Annotated in this window: 18 protein-coding genes and 1 tRNA gene; 17 read left to right on the plus strand and 2 right to left on the minus strand. The window is 66.8% G+C overall.

The annotated features are described in order from the left end of the window. Nucleotides 1-7: 7 nt before the first annotated feature. From PW734_08890 to PW734_08925, 8 genes are all read left to right on the plus strand, one after another. Nucleotides 8-466 carry a PTS sugar transporter subunit IIA gene (locus PW734_08890; GenBank protein MDE1171305.1) on the plus strand — a complete coding sequence of 153 codons (459 nt, stop codon included), beginning with the start codon at nt 8-10 and terminating at the stop codon, nt 464-466. 221 nt (nt 467-687) lie between these two features. Beyond that, nucleotides 688-774 (plus strand) — tRNA-Ser (locus PW734_08895). 65 nt (nt 775-839) lie between these two features. Then, nucleotides 840-1856, plus strand: a complete 1017-nt coding sequence (adhP, locus tag PW734_08900) for an alcohol dehydrogenase AdhP (GenBank protein MDE1171306.1) — start codon at nt 840-842, stop codon at nt 1854-1856. Nucleotides 1857-1960: 104 nt separating this feature from the next. After that, the gene (gene ndk, locus PW734_08905; GenBank protein MDE1171307.1) at nt 1961-2377 is read left to right on the plus strand and encodes a nucleoside-diphosphate kinase; all 417 of its coding nucleotides are present in this window, start codon (nt 1961-1963) and stop codon (nt 2375-2377) included. 17 nt (nt 2378-2394) lie between these two features. Then, complete coding sequence (locus PW734_08910) at nt 2395-3471, plus strand: L-dopachrome tautomerase-related protein (protein ID MDE1171308.1); 1077 nt, start codon at nt 2395-2397, stop codon at nt 3469-3471. Nucleotides 3472-3613: 142 nt separating this feature from the next. Further along, nucleotides 3614-4354 carry a GDSL-type esterase/lipase family protein gene (locus PW734_08915; protein ID MDE1171309.1) on the plus strand — a complete coding sequence of 247 codons (741 nt, stop codon included), beginning with the start codon at nt 3614-3616 and terminating at the stop codon, nt 4352-4354. Between the two features lie 64 nt (nt 4355-4418). Further along, entirely contained in the window at nt 4419-5207 is a 789-nt protein-coding gene (locus PW734_08920; GenBank protein ID MDE1171310.1) for a flagellin, read from the plus strand. 89 nt (nt 5208-5296) lie between these two features. Further along, nucleotides 5297-5974, plus strand: coding sequence for a YoaK family protein (locus tag PW734_08925; GenBank protein ID MDE1171311.1), 678 nt, complete (start codon nt 5297-5299; stop codon nt 5972-5974). A gap of 135 nt (nt 5975-6109) precedes the next feature. Here the strand turns inward: PW734_08925 and PW734_08930 are convergent, their stop codons facing one another. Further along, the gene (locus PW734_08930) at nt 6110-7084 is read right to left on the minus strand and encodes a hypothetical protein (protein ID MDE1171312.1); all 975 of its coding nucleotides are present in this window, start codon (nt 7082-7084) and stop codon (nt 6110-6112) included. Between the two features lie 137 nt (nt 7085-7221). On the opposite strand from PW734_08930, the gene dinB reads away from it, so the two are divergent. The 5 genes from dinB (at nt 7222) to PW734_08955 (ending at nt 10825) form a co-directional block, all read left to right on the plus strand. After that, a complete protein-coding gene (dinB, locus tag PW734_08935; GenBank protein ID MDE1171313.1) occupies nt 7222-8316 on the plus strand; it encodes a DNA polymerase IV in 1095 nt (364 codons plus the stop codon). Between the two features lie 171 nt (nt 8317-8487). Further along, entirely contained in the window at nt 8488-9249 is a 762-nt protein-coding gene (locus PW734_08940) for an outer membrane beta-barrel protein (protein ID MDE1171314.1), read from the plus strand. Nucleotides 9250-9309: 60 nt separating this feature from the next. Then, complete coding sequence (gene crcB, locus PW734_08945) at nt 9310-9705, plus strand: fluoride efflux transporter CrcB (protein MDE1171315.1); 396 nt, start codon at nt 9310-9312, stop codon at nt 9703-9705. Nucleotides 9706-9710: 5 nt separating this feature from the next. Further along, complete coding sequence (locus PW734_08950) at nt 9711-10052, plus strand: DUF190 domain-containing protein (protein MDE1171316.1); 342 nt, start codon at nt 9711-9713, stop codon at nt 10050-10052. A gap of 32 nt (nt 10053-10084) precedes the next feature. Then, nucleotides 10085-10825 (plus strand): hypothetical protein, encoded by a 741-nt coding sequence (locus PW734_08955; GenBank protein ID MDE1171317.1) that lies wholly within the window; start codon nt 10085-10087, stop codon nt 10823-10825. Here the strand turns inward: PW734_08955 and PW734_08960 are convergent. Then, a complete protein-coding gene (locus tag PW734_08960; GenBank protein MDE1171318.1) occupies nt 10822-11592 on the minus strand; it encodes a PEP-CTERM sorting domain-containing protein in 771 nt (256 codons plus the stop codon). The two genes, PW734_08955 and PW734_08960, sit on opposite strands and share 4 nt — an antisense overlap. A 139-nt stretch (nt 11593-11731) precedes the next feature. Between PW734_08960 and PW734_08965 the strand changes: the two genes are divergently transcribed. From PW734_08965 to PW734_08980, 4 genes are read left to right on the plus strand one after another with little or no spacing between them, the layout of a single operon-like run. Next, entirely contained in the window at nt 11732-13108 is a 1377-nt protein-coding gene (locus PW734_08965; GenBank protein ID MDE1171319.1) for an aconitase family protein, read from the plus strand. Further along, the gene (locus PW734_08970) at nt 13109-13399 is read left to right on the plus strand and encodes a hypothetical protein (protein ID MDE1171320.1); all 291 of its coding nucleotides are present in this window, start codon (nt 13109-13111) and stop codon (nt 13397-13399) included. A gap of 42 nt (nt 13400-13441) precedes the next feature. Further along, nucleotides 13442-16021, plus strand: a complete 2580-nt coding sequence (locus PW734_08975; GenBank protein MDE1171321.1) for a circularly permuted type 2 ATP-grasp protein — start codon at nt 13442-13444, stop codon at nt 16019-16021. Continuing rightward, nucleotides 16018-16971 carry a transglutaminase family protein gene (locus tag PW734_08980; GenBank protein ID MDE1171322.1) on the plus strand — a complete coding sequence of 318 codons (954 nt, stop codon included), beginning with the start codon at nt 16018-16020 and terminating at the stop codon, nt 16969-16971. The genes PW734_08975 and PW734_08980 overlap by 4 nt, the downstream gene beginning before the upstream one ends. Nucleotide 16972: the final 1 nt, after the last annotated feature.

The raw sequence follows: 16972 nt of genomic DNA on the forward strand, positions 1-16972 counted from the left end.
TTCTCCCATGCTGATCGCCGACCTCCTCCGGCCCGAGCGCCTCGCGCTCGACCTGCAAAGCGCCACCGGCCCGGAGGCGATCCGGGAGGTTGCCTCCCTCGTCCAGGACGATCCGGCCATCGTCTCCTTCGACAAGTTCTACGAGCTGCTCCTGGCCCGCGAGCAGCTGGAGTCCACCTACCTGGGCGCGGGCGTGGCCCTGCCCCACGCGCGGGCGGCCCACATCAGGGAGATGACCCTGGCCATCGGCCGGAGCAAGGAAGGCGTCCGCTTCACCGGGGCGCCGGAGCCGGTCCACCTCATCTTCGTCATCGGCACCCCGCAGCGGATGGCCACGGAGTATTTAAGCGTCGTCGGCGGCCTGGCGCGGATGCTCAAAGACGCCCAGGTGCGGGACAGGCTCCTGGCCGCGCACGACGCGCAGGCCTTCATTGAAGTCCTCGAGGCGGCGGAGAAGAGGTTCTAGGCCCGGCACCGCGCCCGCCTGTGGATTCATGCCGAATCCGTATTGGAATAATACTTTCAAAGTATTTCAGCATGAAGCGGGCATCCCTTACGGTGAGGCGCGCCATGCCTGAACTTTTCCACGCGGCCCTCTCTTCCCGTCCGGAAGCCGTGGAAAGCGCGGAGGGAAAGGCTTGTCCGGGGCGCGGAAGAGGGGATAAAGTCGCCTGCTTCTTTTCCCCAGGACAGGTGGCAGAGCGGTTGAATGTACCTGACTCGAAATCAGGCGTACGGGTAACCGTACCGAGGGTTCGAATCCCTCCCTGTCCGCAGTCTTTCCCGCTTCAGGCGGTTCACTCCCCCCTTTTCTCCTAAAATTTATGAGCAAAAAGACCATGAAAGCAGCCGTCGTCCGTGAATTCGGAAAGCCGTTGACCATCGAGGAAGTGCCCGTTCCGCAGCCCGGTCCCGGCGAGATCCTGGTCAAGATCGCCGCCACCGGCGTCTGCCACACCGACCTGCACGCGGTGGACGGCGACTGGCCGGTGAAGCCCAACCCTCCTTTCATCCCCGGCCATGAGGGCGTGGGCCACGTGGCGGCCGTCGGCGCGGGCGTGAACCACCTCAAGGAGGGCGACCGCGTGGGCGTGCCCTGGCTTTACACCGCCTGTGGGCATTGCCGCCACTGTTACGGCGGCTGGGAAACCCTGTGCGAGAGCCAGAAGAACACGGGCTACTCCGTCAACGGCAGCTTCGCCGAATACGTCGTGGCGGACGCGGCCTACGTGGGCCGCCTGCCGGACAACGTGAGCTTCGTGGACATCGCGCCGATCCTGTGCGCGGGCGTCACCGTCTACAAGGGGCTGAAGGTGACCAACACCAACCCGGGAGACTGGGTCGTCGTCTCCGGCATTGGCGGACTGGGGCACCTGGCCGTCCAATACGCCAAGGCCATGGGGCGGAACGTCATCGCCGTCGACGTCGACGACGCCAAGCTCGACCTGGCCAAGAAGCTGGGCGCCTCCCTGGCGGTCAACGCGCGCAAGGCCGATCCCGTCTCCTTCGTGCGGGAGCACACCGGCGGAGCCCACGGCGTGCTGGTGACGGCCGTTTCCCCCAAGGCTTTCGAGCAGGCCCTCGGCATGGTCGGCCGGGGCGGGACGGTGGCCCTCAACGGCCTTCCTCCGGGTGATTTCCCGCTGCCGATCTTCGACACGGTGCTCAACGGCGTCACCGTGCGGGGGTCCATCGTGGGCACCCGCCTGGACCTCCAGGACGCGCTGCGGTTCGCCGGGGAGGGGAAGGTAAAGGCCACGGTCGCCACGGAATCCCTGGAGAACATCAACGACGTGTTCGCCCGCATGCACAAGGGGGACATCCAGGGGCGCATCGTGATCGACTTCGAGAACTAGGCCTTTGACGCCGCGCGGCGGCGGTCCGGTGTGCCCGGGCCGCCGCCTTTTTCATTTTAAGTTTGGCTCCCGCCCTTCCCGTCCCTTACATCCAGGGCTTTATTATGGAAACCACCCTCATTCTCCTGAAGCCCGATTGCGTCACCAAGCGCCATTGCGGCGACGTCCTGCAGCGCTTTGAAAAGGCCGGCTTCCGCATCCGCGGTTGCAAGATGATGAAGCTGGGCTCCGCGGTCCTGCGCGAGCACTACGCCCACATCGCCTCCAAGCCCTTCTTCCCGGAGGTCGAGGCCTTCATGCAGTCCAGCCCCGTCGTCGCCGTCGCCCTGGAGGCGGAAGGCGCCATCGACAAGGCCCGCACCCTCCTGGGGCCGACCGATTCAAAGAAGGCCGAGCCCGGCACGATCCGCGGCGACTTCGGCGTCGACGTCATGGTGAACGTGGTCCACGCCTCCGACTCGGCCGAGGCCGCGCAGGTGGAGCTGGCCCGCTTCTTCCAGGACGGCGAGATCTTCGCCTAAGGATTTTGCCCCGCTCGATGCGGCTCCTTTTCCCGGTCCTGCTTTTCCTCTCCGCGCTCCTGCCCTCCCTGCGGGCGGCGGCGGTGGAGGAGGCCTATTCCTCCGCCACGGTTTGGAACGGGGTGACGGTGGACGACTCCGGCCGCGTCTTCGTCATCTTTCCTCGCATGGAAGGCGGGGAGGGGGTGCGCCTGGCGGAACTGGGGCCGGGCGGGGCGCCCCGCGCCTATCCTGACGCGGCTTGGAACGCCTGGAAGCCGGGGGACGATCCGGCGAAGGCCTTCGTCCACGTAAACGCGGCCCGGATCGGGCCCCATGGGGAGCTTTGGGTGGTCGACACGGGCACGCCGGGCTTCGGCGCGGCGGTGGTGCCGGGCGGCGCGAAGGTCGTCGTTATCGACGTGGCGAAGAACCGGGTGATCCGCGTCTACCCGCTGGGAAAAGAGGCGGTCGGCCCTCACGGCTACGCCGACGATATCCGCTTTCACGGCTCCGTGGCCTATCTGACGGACGCGGGCGTGCCGGGCCTGGTGGTGCTGGATTTGAAGACGGGCAAGACCCGCCGCGTCCTGGACCGCGCCCCCTCGACCACGGCGCGGCGCGCCATGACCGGGGAGGGGAAACCGCTTCAAACCGCCGACGGGAAGGAAGTCCGCATTCACGCCGACCAGCTGGAAGTCTCGCCCGACGGGGAGTGGCTCTATTTCCAGGCCGCCTGCGGGCCGCTTTACCGCCTGGCCACCCGCTACCTGGACGATGTTTTCCTGGACGCCCGGGCGTTGGAAGCGCACGTGGAAAAGTGGGTCGATACGCCCGCGACCGGGGGCACCGCGATCGACGCGGCGGGGAACCTTTACGTGAGCGACGTCGATCGGCAGAGGGTTCTAAAAATCGATCCCCAAGGCCGCGTGACGACCCTCCTGGAAGACCCGCGCCTCCTGTGGGTCGATGCCATGTGGATCGACAACCGGGGCTTCCTCTGGATGCCCGCGGCGCAGATCAACCGGCTGGCGCCTTTCCAGGCCGGGACCGACCGGGTGGAGCGGCCGCTGCGCCTCTTCAAAGCGCAGATCGGCGCGCGCCCGTCACGGTAGCGCCGGCAGGGCGATTTGCGCGGGCCGCCCTCCCCGCTTAGGTATAAATACTGTTATTACAGCCTGGCTTAGGAGGCGGCTTTGTGGGAAACCGGTAATGCGCCAATTGCAATATTGGCAAATAACCTTCTGCTTACCCCTTATGAAAAACACCTTGATCCTCGGGCTCGCGCTGGTGTGCGGGCTTTTTTCCTTTAACCCGGCCGTCCACGCCCAGGCCAATCCGGCCGCCACGCCGGAAAGCCGGAACAGCTGGATGGAGAAGCACGAATTGTTCAACCTGGTCCTGAAGAAAAACAAGGGCAAGTTCGACACCGCTTTTCTGGGCGACTCGATCACGGAAGGCTGGCGGGGCCGTGCGCAAGACGTCTGGGACAAGACTTTCAGCGCGTATAAGCCGTTCAACCTGGGCATCGGCGGCGACCGGACGGAAAATGTCCTGTGGCGCATCGACAACGGGATGTTCGACGAGTTCCAGCCGAAGGCCCTGGTTCTCATGATCGGCACGAACAATCTTTCCAAGAAGCACACGCCGGAACAGACGGCGGAAGGCGTCCGGGCGATCGTTGACGATATCCATAAGCGTTCCCCCGGCACCAAGATCATCGTGATGGGCATTCTGCCCCGCGGCCAGTCCGCGACCGATCCGATGCGCGCCCTGGTCCAGCAGACCAACGAGCTGGTCAAAAAGATGGCGGAGGAAAAGGGGCTGGCCTACCTCGACATCGGCCCGAAGCTGTTGGAATCCGACGGATCGATCACCAAGGATACGATGCCCGATTTCCTTCACCCGACGAAGAGAGGCTATGAGGCGTGGGCGGAGGCCGTGGCCCCCGTGCTGGCCGCCGACGAGAAGACGACCAGCACCGCCTCCACCGAGTGAAGTTTTAGGCGGCGGGAGGAAAAAGGGCCTGTTTCCTGCTTCCTCCCAGGGGAGGAAAAGGCCTATGACGATTCCCACGTCCCAGGCGGCGGGGTCCGCCGCCCAAAACCAATACGTCCGCACGATCCTGGCCATCGCGTCGGGGTCGGCCCTGGCCTCCGGCGGGGATGCCGCGGGCATCGCGGTCAGCGGCCAGCTCGACGCCCGCAGCGCGCGGCTGGGAGCGGCGGCGAACAATGTCGACGACATGGTCTCCCTGGCCCAGACGCAGCAGGGATTCCTGCAGGGGGTCCAGGATAGCCTGACCCGGATGAGCGTCTTGGCCCAGCAGGCTTCCAGCAACGTCTTCGGCGCGGACGCGCAGGCCGCCTACTCGGCCGAGTTCGACAGCCTCAAAAACCAGATCGACCAGGTGACGCAGAACGCCAGCTTCAACGGCCAGCCGCTCTTTTCCGGCGGCGCGGTGAGCACGACGGTGAACGCGGACGGGACGCAGGACGGCCTTTCCCTGGGTTCCCTGGACACGGGGACGCTGGGCCTCTCCGGCGTTTCCCTCGACACGCCCGCCGACGCGCAGGACGCGCTGAGCAAGGTGAACGCGGCCTTAAGCTCCGTCACCGGCCGGAGCGCCTCCGTCTCCGCCGACATCTCCAAATTCAACTTCTACGCCGCCAATATCGGCACGGAGCAGAATAGCGTCCTCTCCGCCAACAGCTCGATTTCCGACGCCGACGTGGCCAAGCAAAGCACCGCCCTGGCCAGCGCGGGCATCCGCAACCAGCTGGACATGGCCGTGCGCGCGCAGGCCAACCGCAGCGCCAAGAATGTCCTCAATCTGCTGACGTCTCCCTGACGGAGGCGGGCATCGCAAGCAGGGGAATTCTGGCCCATAGGGGGAATTCCCCATGGAAATAACGGGAAAGGCGTGTACATTTTCCCCCGATGCAACCGCTGCCGCGCCGCCTTTCGACCGACTTTCTCATTCTGAGCGCCGCCGGGGGCGCTGCCGACGCCGCGGGCTTCTTCGGCCTCGACCACGTCTTCACGTCTAACATGACGGGGAACGTCGTCCTCTTCGGCCTGGCCCTGGGGCAGACGAAGTGGACGGAAGCCTTCGAGGCGTTCGAGGTGATCGCCTTCTTCATGCTGGGCGCCTTCATCGGGGCGTGGCTGGCCAAGAAGATCGACCGGCACGACTGGCCCCGGCTGGTCCGGCGGGTGCTCCTGCCGCAAATCGTGCTCATGACGCTTTTCAGCGTCGCCTGCATGTGGGAGCACTGGGAAGTGGAACACCTGGCCTCCCTCCTGGCGGTGGCCATGGGCCTGCAGGCGTCCGCGATCAACCGGGCCAAGATGCCGGGCGTGGTCACCACCGCCGTCACCGGAACCATCACCACCATGTCCAACGGCCTGATGGAATTTTTCATGAAGGTCCCCGGCGCGCCGCACGGGCAGCAGATCGCTTTCCAGTTCGGCGCCGTGTGCTGCTTCTGCCTGGGCGCCCTGGGCAGCGGCCTGCTGACCCTTTACTACGCCACCTGGGTCGGCTGGTTTCCGACCGTCCTCATCGCCCTCGTGATCCTGCGCAATCTCAACAACGAGCCGGAAAAGCGGGACTAGGGCGCATCTCCATTCAGAGCGCTGCCCCGCCCCCGTCGTTGCGCGTCCCTTCACCTATTTCTAATTGCCCCCGGGCCCCGCTAGTGAGTCTGAGTCGCCCCTTGAAAGGGGTGCGCTAACGCGCAGGCATTCGCTTCAGGCCCCCCGGCGCTCCCCATTTCTGAATGGAGATGCGCCCTGGGCGGCTTCTCTCCGCGCCATCCAGCGGGAGAGGAAGTAGGAGCCGATCACCACGCCGGCCGCCACGGCCTGCGCCGCCAGGCTTTCCGCCGTGGGGAAGAGGGAAAACCAAAGCCCGGCCCAATCGGGGAGCCATCCTTCCAGCCACGGGATCTTCGTCGTGGGGATCCAGCCCGCCAGCTGCATTTCCTGCGCCTGCTCGCCGACCATGACCAGGAAGACCAGCCCCAGGAGGAGGCCGGTGACGACGAGCATCCGCCGGTAGGGCAGGCGGCGATGGGCCAGGAAGGTGAGGACGGCGACGATGCCGGTCAGCAGCAGCCCGATGGCCGCGCCGGCCGCCACCACCCGGCCGCCAAGCTGCAGGTAGTAGCCCTGGAGGAAGAGGACGATCTCAAACCCCTCCCGGTAGAGGGAGGTGAAGCCGAGCAGCCCCAGGCCCAGGAGGAGCCGCGCGCCGCTTTCCTCCGCGGCCAGGCGGCGCCGTTCCTTGTGGTGGAGGGCGATCCAGCCGCCCCAGTAGATCTTGTGGAAGAACCAGTTCATGATGACCATCAGGACGGCGATGGCCACCAGGCCCGTGGCGGCCTGGAGGTCGAGGGCGGGGACGCTGTCACCCAGGCTGGTGACGATCCGCGCCGCCACGATCCAGGTCAGCAGGGTGGCCAGCAGCCCCGCGCCGACGCCCCAGAACACCGGCTGTTTGTCGGCGGCCCGGGGGCCGGTCATGCCGGAGGTGAGGGCGGCCAGGACCAGCACGCATTCCAGCCCTTCCCGGAAGACGAGAACGGCGATGTTGAAGAGGACGGCGGCGGAGCCCAGGCCGGGCCGGGCGGGGTCGGGCGCGCCGCCCTGGGTGCAGGCCTGCCAAAGCAGGACGCCGGCGACCAGGAGGAGGCCGGCGGCGGAAAGAAGGCTCTTTAAGCTCAAGGGAGAGGAGTAAAGGGAAGGAACCGCCCGGGCGCTAACGCGGGATTGTCCCCGGCGCGCCGATAATTGCTGCCCGCGGTCAGGGCGGAGGATGAGCGGGGTTTTGCCCGGCGCGGGCCGAGGGGGTATAAAGGGGCATGGCCCGCGTCATTTTCCACCTGGACATGGACGCGTTCTACGCGTCGGTGGAGCAGCGGGACCGGCCGGAGCTGAAAGGGCGGCCCGTCATTGTCGGCGCGCCGCCGGACCGGCGCGGCGTGGTCTGCGCCGCCAGCTACGAGGCGCGCCGCTTCGGCGTCCGCTCGGCGATGCCCTCCCGCACCGCGGGGCGGCTTTGCCCGGAGGGGGTCTTCGTCCGTCCGCGAATGGAGGCGTATCGGGAGGAGTCCCGCCGGATCATGGCCCTCATCGCGGCGGAAGGGGCGGAGATCGAGCAGGTCTCCGTCGACGAGGCCTACCTGGACTTCTCCTCCCGCTTTCCCGGCCTGCAGGCCGATGCCGCGCTCCAGGCGGCGGTGCCGCTGGCCCGCGCGCTGAAGGAGACGATCCGTCGGGAGCGCGGCCTGGCCGCCAGCATCGGCATCGGCGGAAATAAGCTGGTGGCCAAGCTGGCCAGCGATTCCGGCAAGCCGGACGGCCTCCTCCTTATCCCGGAGCGGGACAAGGCCCTTTTTTTGCGCTCCTTCCCCGTCTCCGCCCTGCACGGGGTGGGGCCGGTGACGGCGCGGCTGTTGGTGGAGCAGGGTTTGCCGACCGTCGGCCATCTCCAGGACTATGCGGGAGACCTGCGGGCGCTGGTCGGCTCTTTCGCCGGGACGTTGGCCGCCTTTGCCCGGGGGGAGGACGGCCGCCCGCTGGACCGTGACAGCTTCACCAAGAGCATCAGCAGCGAGACGACCTTCGAGCGGGACAGCGCCGACCGCCCCCTGCTCCGCGCCGCCCTCCGGGAGCATGCCGCCGACATTGCCGCCAAGCTGGAGAAGGAGGGGCTGGCCGCGCAGACGGTGCAGGTGAAGGTGCGCTACGGGGATTTCACCACGCTGACCCGGCAGTGGAGCGTGCCGCTGCCCGTGCGCGCCGCCCCGGAAATCTACCGCCTTTCCTGCCTTATCCTGGCCAAGCACTGCCTGGTCAATCGCCCGCTGCGGCTTTTGGGCGTCGGCGTCAGTAACTTGTGTCCGCCGGTCCCGCAGCTGGTTTTCCCGTTTATATCAGAAGAACGGGCGGCTTAGGAAAAACAGTCCCTGCTTAAACTGGGCCAAGGAGTTAGGCAGGGAAAAAATGGGTACTTTTGCTTGCAAGAAGGGAAATGTACCGCTTTATTTCCCCAGTTGGTGAACTTAATTTCACCAATCTTAATTAACAAAATAAGGGAATTAATGAAGCAATACATCCAGGCCCTGATGGCTGCCTTAATCGCCGTCGTAGTCGCCCAGGTCGCCACGGCCGGGGATAGCAAAGTGTACGATTCCAAGGACACGAAGAACCTCACCGCCGGTGAGAAGTTCGAAGAGTACGCCACCGGCTGGAACGTTGAAGTTTTCGGCGGCGCCACGCCCTTCCAGACGGGCACCTTCCGCGCCGGCACTCCGGCCGGTACCGCCAACCTGCACACCGATGACCGCATCAACGGCGTCGCGGGCGCCAAGGTCGGCTACGTGTGGAATCCCGGCTGGCACCTGGCCGACGTTCCCGTCCTGCCCTCCCTCGACCTCGAAGGCTTCTGGACCGGCTACCAGGCCGGTTCCCAGTTCAAGGCCAGCGGCGGCGTTGCCGGCGGCCCCGCCGAGTTCATGACCAATCAGGACATTTACGTCGTCTCCGTCGACCCGACGGTCAAGTTCCAGCTCGGCCGCTTCCGCCCCTACGTGGGCGTGGGCGTCGGCGCCGCCTACCTGACCGCCGATGGCGGCCACGTGGCAGCCGGTGGCGCTTCCACCGCCCTGGCCGGTTCCTCCAACGACTTCGCCTTCGCCCTTCAGGGCCTGGCCGGTCTGGAAACCTTCATCAACAAGAACTGGTCGATCGACATCGGCTACAAGTATCTGAGCCTGCTCAACCCGACCTTCGGCTCCCAGTATGCCGGCGGCGTCCCCGTCAACACCGCCTTCCCGAACTGGTACGGCCAGCACATCGTCACGGCCGGTATCAAGTTCTACTTCTAAGCCTTTAGAAGCGTAGAATGGCGCGCCTGGGCTTTAATCCAGGCGCGCCTTTTTTTTGAAATGACCGCACCATTTGCCACCTATCTCTGGATCGCCTGTGGAGGCGCTTTGGGCACCGTCTGCCGTTTTTGGCTGGGGGGTTTCGTCGCGCAGCGTTTTCCGGTTTTCCCGATGGGCACCCTGATCATTAACGTGACGGGATCGTTCGTCATCGGCCTTTTCGCCTCCCTGACCAGCGGAACGGGGCCCCTTCTGGTCCCGCCGGCCGTCCGGGCTTTCGTGATGGTCGGAATTTGCGGCGGCTACACCACCTTTTCCTCCTTCAGCCTGCAAACCCTGAACCTGGCCCAGGACGGCGAGTGGCTGTATGCGGGGCTTAACGTCCTGCTCTCTGTCTTCCTGTGCCTTCTGGCGGTCTGGGGCGGCCATGTCGCCGGCCTCTTTCTGCAAAAATAACCCTTATGCAAATCCCCTCCAGCGCCACCCTCCTGCGGGTCTTCATCGGCGAGTCCGACCGTTGGGAAAACCTTCCCCTTTACGAGGCGATCGTTCAAAAGGCCCGCGCGGCCGAGCTGGGCGGCGCCACGGTGCTGCGGGGGCAGATGGGCTACGGCGCCAGCAGCCGTATCCACACGGCCAAAATCCTGCGCCTCTCCCTCGACCTGCCCTTGGTCATCGAGATCGTCGACAGCCGGGAGAAGGTCGAGGCGTTCCTGCCGCAGCTTAAGGAAATGACCCATGGGGGCGGCCTCATCACCCTGGAAAAGGTCGAGGTGGCCCATTACGCGCCCCGGAAAGCCTAACTGGCAGGGTACCTGCTGTTCTGCGCCCCGAAATGAACCCGCCGCCTCTCCAGAAATGGGCCGCCGCCTATATCTCCCTTTGCGGGGAGACCCCGGCCCCTCAGGGCGCGGTGGAGCATGAGGTCCTGCGCGCGGAAACCAAGGCGGCCCTGGGCGTCCAGCGGACGCACGATCTCAAAAAGGTGCTGGGCGTCTCCTACCTGGATATGGGCGTGGCCCTTCAGCGGGCGGGCGCGGACAAGGCGGTGATGCGCCGTTTCGAGGCCGATTTCATCGCGCCCCGGTCCGCCGGGGAAGAGGCGTCTCTGCAAGGCCTGGAAAGCCTGGCGGGGCGCGCCCGGACGATCGACGCCGCTTTTCTGAAGGAGTGGATCGCTCTGCACGGGCGCCTGCATGAGGGGCAACCGGCCATCCCCGCCGAGATGCGGCGGCGGGAATCCCTTTTCGCCCGCAAGACGGCCGACATCCTCGGGCCGCTGGGCTGGACCAACACCCGCTTTGAAGGGGAGTTGCGGCGGGCCGGGATGCCCGCCCGCGACCGGCTCCATTACTCGCTCGCGCTGGAGGGGGTGACCCTGCTGCATAGCGAGGAGAGTCAGGCGCAGCGGGAGAGCCGCCATTTCCGCAGCCGGGAGGAAACCTGGGGGGCCATCCTTCGGGAGGCCTCTTCCGGCCAGGCCCAGCCGCCGCGCCTTTTCGAGGGGATCGCCTTCCGCCGCGCGGCGGCGGAGTCCGCGCCCGGGGAGAACGCGGGCCTTATCCAGGACCGCTAGGACGCGGAGTCCAGGCCCCGGTATTTCCTGACCAGGGAGCGCCCACGCAGGAGCGCCCATAGCAATCCCGCCCCCAGCATCGCGCTGGTGCGCGGCTCCGGCACGGCGGAGACGCTGTTGATGCTCAGGCTGGTGAACGAGGTGGAGTTGCCCAGCAGGCCCGCCGCGGTGCTGCCGGTGAGCGTGAGGACGAACGGGGAGGTGGTGTTAAGGGTGGTGGGCGTGGTGAATTGGAAGGTGCCCGTGGCGGTCCCGCCGAAAAGGTTCAGCAGATTGAGCGCCCCGCCCAGGATGCCCACACCCGTGCTGGTATCGGCCAGCGTGACGCCGCCCTGGGTCAGGGTGAAGCTCAGGTTGCTGAACAGGCTGACGGCGGCGGCGCTGGCGGCCGTGATCGTCAGGGCATAGGTGGAGCTGGCGTCAAAGCTGTTGCCGGTGAAGGTTTTGGTGGCGCTGAAGGAGTTGCCGATGGCCAGGACGCCTCCCCCCGCCAGGATGAAGGAGCCGGGATTGGAGGAGGAGTTGATGGTGAGCGTCTCGCTGTAGACCGCCCCGGCGGAAAGGGTGACGGTGGCGTTCCAGTTCGGCCCGATCACCCCGTTTGTCGTGTCGCCGAAGAGGAGGAGGCTGGAGGCCGTCAGGGAGGTGCCGCCGGGGTTCGTTCCGGAGAAGGCGTTGGTGACGGCGGTGAAGGTCGCTTCGGCTCGCGGGGCGGAGGCGACCCCAAGCAGGGCGGCGCAAAGGGCGAGAGTGAAGGCCTTTTTCATGGTGTTTGTGGGGTTGAGGAGAGGAGCCTCCTATTTGTTGTACAAAAGTAATACAAATAGGAAACAAGTCAAGCGGGGAGGGAAAGGGGGGCTTTTCCATTGTCTCTTATGGGGAAGGGGGATAAGGTTGTTTTTCCTTATGACGCTTACCGAGAAAATCCTGGCTCGGGCGGCCGGAAAGGCTTCCGCCGCGCCCGGGGACAACCTCTGGGTGAAGGTGGACACCCTCCTGACCCACGACGTTTGCGGTCCGGGGACCATCGGCGTCTTCAAGCGCGAGTTCGGCGCCCAGGCCAAGGTCTGGGACCCGAAGCGCGTGGTCATCATCCCCGACCACTACATTTTCACCGCCGACTCGATGTCGAACCGCAACGTCGACATCCTGCGCGATTTCGTCCGCGAGCAGGGCCTGCCCTACTTCTACGACGTGATCGACGACCCGGAGGGCCACTGGCACTTCGACGCCGCGCAGGGCCAGCTCAAGCGCCAATACGGCAAGGGCTTCGCGGGCGTCTGCCACACCGCCATGCCGGAAAAGGGGCACGTCCGTCCCGGGGAGATCCTCTTCGGCACGGATAGCCACACCTGCATGGGCGGGGCGTTCAACATGTTCGCCACCGGCATCGGCAACACGGACGCGGGCTTCGTCCTGGGCACCGGCAAGCTGCTGGTGAAGGTCCCGGAGACGATGCGCTTCTTCCTGGAAGGGGCGATGCGCCCCGGCGTGATGGCGAAGGACGTCATCCTCCACATCATCGGCCAGATCGGCTTTGACGGCGCCACCTACCGCGCCATGCAGTATGAGGGGCCGGGCGTCGACTCCCTTTCCATGGACGACCGGATGACCATCGCCAACATGGCCATCGAGGCCGGTGCCAAGAACGGCATCTTCCCGGCCGACCAAAAAACCTTCGACTACGTCGAGGCGCGCATCCAAAAGAACGGCACCCGCTCGGAATACGACCCCGTCGAGCCCGACGCCGACCAGACGTTCGTCTACGACACGCGGATCGACCTTTCCCAGCTGGAGCCCACCGTGGCCATGCATCCCAACCCGGGCAACCGCGCCCTGGCCAAGGAGCTGGGCAAGGTGGAGCTGGACCGCGCCTACGTCGGCTCCTGCACCGGCGGCAAGACCTCCGACTTCCTCGCCTTTGCCGAGGTGATCAAGGGCCGCCGCGTGAAGATCGACACCTTCGGCGTGCCCGCCACCCCGCAGGTCGTCGAGGAGCTGCAGACCACCCAGTGGGACGGCCGCAGCGTCTGGGACATTCTGGAAGGCGCCGGCGTGCAGATGACGGAGAACGCCTCCTGCGCCGCCTGCCTGGGCGGGCCGGTCGACACCTTCGGCCGCCTGAACAAGCCGATCAAGTGCATCTCCGCCACCAACCGGAATTTCCCCGGCCGCATGGGGCACAAGGATTCCCAGGTCTTCCTGGCCTCCCCCTACACGGTGGCGGCCTCCGCCCTGACGGGCCGGATCACCGATCCGCGGGAGTTCCTGGCCGCCGCCTAAATGAGAGGGGCCTGGCTCTCCTTCTGCCTGGGGGCGGCGCTCCTTTCCGGATGCGCCAGCATTTCCGGAAACGACGCCGCCTTCACCGGCATGACGAAGGACAAGGCCTCCTTCAGCACCACCGGCCCGGAGCAGATGGTGCCGGACCGCTACCTGCCCGCCGGGACGCGCCTGCGCGTCATCGGCCACGGCGGGGACTCAGTCCTCGTCCAATTGGTCGACGGTTCCACCGGCTTCGTGCCGGAGGACAAGGTGACTCTGGCCCCGGACCAGGGGCCGCTTCAGCCCTAGTCCTGCTGTACAATGGCGGACGCTTCCGCTAACTCTTCCCGGATGTCCCCTTCCGATCTGCTCTCGAACTACAAGCCGAGGGAGGCCTCCCGCGACGAATGGCGCACCGGCAGCCCGGAGACCCGCGGCATCTACGACCATATCGAAGGGGTTCTCTCCCGCTACTCCGCCGCCGAAATGGAGCGGCTGGTCCGCCGCGCGGGGGAGTTCATGGAAGGGCAGGGGATCACCATCGCCCCGCGCGACGCGGCCGAAGGCGGCCATGGCCAGGTAGAGCGCGTCTTTCCCTTCGACTTCTTCCCCACCGTCCTCTCCGCCGCCGAATGGACGGAGGTGGAGGCGGGCCTTTCCCAGCGGATGGAGGCGTGGAACGCCCTCCTGCGCGACCTCTACGGCCCGCAGGAGATCCTCAAGGCGGGCATCATCCCCTACGACTTGGTCTACGGCGATCCGCGCTACTGCCGGGAGTGCGTGGGCCTCAAGCCGACGCGGGACATCTTCCTTCACGTCGCCGCCGTCGACCTCCTGCGGGACGAGGCGGGCCGCTGGGTGGCCTCGGAAGACCAGCTCTCCAATCCCACCGGCGCCAGCTACGCGCTGCAGAACCGCCGCACGCTGGTCCAGCTCTGCCCGGCCCTGATCGAGGGGCAGCCCGTCCGCCCCGTCCACCACTATCCCACGCGGCTCTTGGAAACCCTCCAGGCGGTGACGCCCACGGGCCGTTCCACCGCGCGCGTCGTCCTCCTTTCCCCAGGCATCGAGAGCGGCGCCTACTATGACCATGCCTCCCTGGCGCGGCAGATGGGCATCCCCCTCGTGCAGGGGGGCGACCTCATCGTCCTGGACAACCACGTTTACCTAAAGACCATCGCGGGCCTGGAGCGCGTGGAGGTGATCTGCCGCCGCCTGTCCAGCGCCTTCATGGACCCCATCACCTTCGAGCCGGACAGCTTCCTGGGCGTGCCGGGCCTGGTCTCCGCCGTGCGGAAGGGGACGGTGACGATCGCCAACTCCCTGGGCGCCGACATCGGCGACAACCGCGCCCTCCAGTCCTACCTGCCCGCCGCCATCGAGTTCTACCTCGGGGCCAAGCCGCTCCTGCCCTCCGTCAAAAGCCACAGCTGCCACGACGTCGACGTCCGCGCGCAGGTCTTCGAGAACTGGGACAACTACCTCGTCAAGACCGCCTACGCGCCGGAGCCCGGCGGCCCCGGCGGGCTGTGGGTCGGCCGGGAAATGGACGCGGAGGCCCGTGCTGCGCTGCAGGCGCGGATCGAGGAGCAGCCCGCCGCCTACGTCGCCCAGCCGGCGGTCTCCTTCTCCACCTCCCCCACCTGGAATCCGGCCACCCTTTCCCTGGAGCCGCGCCACGTCGGCCTGCGGGCCTTCGTCCTTCAGCAGGACCGGCCCGTCGTCACCTCCTGCGTTCTCACCCGCCACGCCTCGCGGGAGGGATCGCTCCTCCTTTCTCCCGGCTCCGGCGGCGGGAGCAAGGACACCTGGATCCTGCGCGGCCCGCGCCGGGAGGAGGGCACCGCCGAAACGGAGGAGGCCAGCTCGCACGACAACGGACGCCTGCCTCTGGGCAGCCGCACGGCGGAAAGCCTTTATTGGATCGGCCGCTACGCGGAACGCGCGGAGGGGACCGTCCGCCTCCTGCGCGTCGTCCAGCAGCTGCGGCTGGAAGGGGCCGCCTTCCAGGACTCCCGCGCCTGGCAGCCGCTGTGGGACGCTTTGGCCAGCGCCACCGGCCACTCCTCCCGCTTCTTCAAGAAGCCGGCCCTGCAGGAGCCGGTCAAGCTGGCGCAATACATCCTTCTGGACGGCGACAATCCCTCCTCCGCGCTTTCCTGCCTGCGCCGCGTGCGGCGGAACGCGCAGCAGGTGCGGGAAGCCCTGCCGCCGGAGGTCTGGGCGGTCCTCAACGGCCTCTACCTGAAGCTGGCCGCCGCGGCGGAAAAGGGGAAAGCCCCGGAACTGGTCGAGCGGCTCCAGTCGATGAGCCTGCAGGACGAGGTCCTCACCGGCCTGGACGAGCTTTCCGGCAGCGTGGAGAAGCACATGCTCCACAACGACGCGTGGCACTTCTGGCAGATCGGCCGCTTCCTGGAGCGCGCCCTCTTCACCGCCCTGACCATGCGGCAGGTCTTCCTGAAAAGGAGCAACGAGCGGGCCGCGGCGGGCCGCGCCGCGCTGGCGGAGGACGACAACCTCGACGCCCTCCTGCGCATGCTGGCCGGCCAATACGCCTACCGCAGCTCCTACCACACGCGGCCCGTCGGCCGCCAGGTGGCGCGCCTCCTTGTCCAGGACGCCGAGTTCCCCCGCTCCCTCGTCTTCGCCCTGGAGGCGATCCAGGAGGCGCTGCGCGCCACCTTCGGCGCGCGGAAGGTCGATCCCGGCACCCCGCTCCACTATTGCAGCCATCTTCTTTCCGAACTGAACTTCGCCGACATCGCCGGGTTCTTCCCGGCGACGGCGGAGGAGCGCGGACGCGGGCGCGGAAAGGGCCTGCCGGAATGGATGGACGGCGTCGTCGAGCGGCTGCTGGAACTGGGGACCCAGGTCTCCGACCACTACCTCAACCACCAGGCGGCCACGCCGGTCCGGTTGCAGAAATGAAGTTCCGCATCGTCCACACGACGCAGTACGAATACTCGGCCCCCGCCATCGAGTGCTACAGCGAGCTGCGCGTGCGGCCCCGCAACACCCTGCGCCAGGTCATCACCGACCATGTGACGGAGGTCGTCCCCCGCGTGCCGCTGGAGGTCTTCGTCGATTACTGGGGCAACTGGGGAGAGTCCCTCTCCGTCCCCTTCCGCCACCAGCGTCTCTCCGTCACCTCCCGCTGCACGGTGGAGACAAGGCCCTTTCACGATCCCATCGGCGGCCTCGACCTCTCCGTCAGCGAGGCGGCCCACCTCTGCCTGCCCAAGCGCCGGGAGCTGTACGATTTCCTGATGCCCTCGGAGCTGGTCCAGATCCCCCCGGAGGTGGAGGAAATGGCCCGCGTCCACCTGCCGCCGCAGGCCTCCTTCACCCCGTCCATCCTGGCCCTCAACGAATACATCTACCGCAATTTCAAATACCAGCCCGGCGCCACCACCGTCAGCACGCCGGTGGCGGAGGTGATCGCCAAGCGGCGCGGGGTCTGCCAGGACTTCGCCCACCTCTTCATCGCCGTCCTGCGCGCGGCCGGGATCCCGGCCCGCTACGTCAGCGGCTACATCGAGACCGAGTCCCAGGCGGAGGCCTCCCAGGCCGGGCACGACCTGCTGGCCCGCCACGGGGGGAGCAAGGCCCGCGATCCGTTGAACGACCCCCTCGTCGGCGCCACGGCCAGCCACGCGTGGCTCGAGTTCTGCGCGCCGAACGGGATCTGGGTCGGCATCGACCCGACGAACAACATGCTGGAGAGCGAGCGGCACGTGCAGATCGGCATCGGCCGGGACTACGCCGACGTGCCGCCCCTGCGCGGCGTCTTCAAGGGGGCGCGGAAGCAAGTCCTCTCCGTGAAGGTCACCGTGGCCCGCACCCCCGGGGAGGACGCCGATCCGGCGGCGCTCATCTAGG

The organism is Verrucomicrobium sp., from assembly GCA_028283855.1.
GTDB lineage: Bacteria > Verrucomicrobiota > Verrucomicrobiia > Methylacidiphilales > GAS474 > GAS474.

Bases quoted from the DNA above. Each gene is read 5' to 3' on its own strand.
- PW734_08890 (MDE1171305.1), top strand. From the start codon at position 8: ATGCTGATCGCCGACCTCCTCCGGCCCGAGCGCCTCGCGCTCGACCTG.
- adhP (MDE1171306.1), top strand. From the start codon at position 840: ATGAAAGCAGCCGTCGTCCGTGAATTCGGAAAGCCGTTGACCATCGAG.
- ndk (MDE1171307.1), top strand. From the start codon at position 1,961: ATGGAAACCACCCTCATTCTCCTGAAGCCCGATTGCGTCACCAAGCGC.
- PW734_08910 (MDE1171308.1), top strand. From the start codon at position 2,395: ATGCGGCTCCTTTTCCCGGTCCTGCTTTTCCTCTCCGCGCTCCTGCCC.
- PW734_08915 (MDE1171309.1), top strand. From the start codon at position 3,614: ATGAAAAACACCTTGATCCTCGGGCTCGCGCTGGTGTGCGGGCTTTTT.
- PW734_08920 (MDE1171310.1), top strand. From the start codon at position 4,419: ATGACGATTCCCACGTCCCAGGCGGCGGGGTCCGCCGCCCAAAACCAA.
- PW734_08925 (MDE1171311.1), top strand. From the start codon at position 5,297: ATGCAACCGCTGCCGCGCCGCCTTTCGACCGACTTTCTCATTCTGAGC.
- dinB (MDE1171313.1), top strand. From the start codon at position 7,222: ATGGCCCGCGTCATTTTCCACCTGGACATGGACGCGTTCTACGCGTCG.
- PW734_08940 (MDE1171314.1), top strand. From the start codon at position 8,488: ATGGCTGCCTTAATCGCCGTCGTAGTCGCCCAGGTCGCCACGGCCGGG.
- crcB (MDE1171315.1), top strand. From the start codon at position 9,310: ATGACCGCACCATTTGCCACCTATCTCTGGATCGCCTGTGGAGGCGCT.
- PW734_08950 (MDE1171316.1), top strand. From the start codon at position 9,711: ATGCAAATCCCCTCCAGCGCCACCCTCCTGCGGGTCTTCATCGGCGAG.
- PW734_08955 (MDE1171317.1), top strand. From the start codon at position 10,085: ATGAACCCGCCGCCTCTCCAGAAATGGGCCGCCGCCTATATCTCCCTT.
- PW734_08960 (MDE1171318.1), bottom strand. From the start codon at position 11,592: ATGAAAAAGGCCTTCACTCTCGCCCTTTGCGCCGCCCTGCTTGGGGTC.
- PW734_08965 (MDE1171319.1), top strand. From the start codon at position 11,732: ATGACGCTTACCGAGAAAATCCTGGCTCGGGCGGCCGGAAAGGCTTCC.
- PW734_08970 (MDE1171320.1), top strand. From the start codon at position 13,109: ATGAGAGGGGCCTGGCTCTCCTTCTGCCTGGGGGCGGCGCTCCTTTCC.
- PW734_08975 (MDE1171321.1), top strand. From the start codon at position 13,442: ATGTCCCCTTCCGATCTGCTCTCGAACTACAAGCCGAGGGAGGCCTCC.
- PW734_08980 (MDE1171322.1), top strand. From the start codon at position 16,018: ATGAAGTTCCGCATCGTCCACACGACGCAGTACGAATACTCGGCCCCC.